Origin of the sequence: Streptomyces lancefieldiae, from assembly GCF_031845825.1 — a bacterium.
Taxonomy (GTDB): Bacteria; Actinomycetota; Actinomycetes; order Streptomycetales; family Streptomycetaceae; genus Streptomyces; species Streptomyces lancefieldiae.
Window position 1 is genome coordinate 1 of the sequence record NZ_JAVRFH010000368.1, and the last position, 423, is coordinate 423.

The following is a 423-nucleotide window of genomic DNA, read 5'->3' on the forward strand; positions in this document are numbered from 1 at the left end:
CGTCGGTGAGGAGGTCGACGGCGCCGAGGTTCTGGTCGGGGTCGTGGGCGAGCGCGGTGAGCAGGACGGACAGGCGCCGGGCGAGCCGTTCCACGGTGGCGTGGTCGAAGAGGTCGGAGGCGTATCCGAGCGTCCAGAGCAGCCCGGCGGGACCAGCCCCGGAGTCGTACCGCTCCTCGATCCCCACCGTCAGGTCGAACTTGGCGACCCAGGTGCCGACCGGGACCACTTCGGTGTGCAGGCCGGACATGGATTCGGCCTGGCCGGAGGCGGTGGGGTCCTTCTTCACCAGGAGTACCTGGAAGAGGGGGTGCCGGGCGAGGGCGCGGGCCGGGTTCAGCTCCTCCACCAGCCGCTCGAACGGCACGTCCTGATGCGCGAACGCCTCCAGATCGGCGTCACGGACCCGCCCCACCAACTCAC

The 423-nt window shown here is 70.9% G+C and carries 1 protein-coding gene; it reads right to left on the minus strand.

The window, feature by feature from the left end:
- A partial coding sequence (locus tag RM812_RS42550) for a condensation domain-containing protein (protein ID WP_311586416.1) occupies positions 1–423 on the minus strand: 423 nt, incomplete at both ends.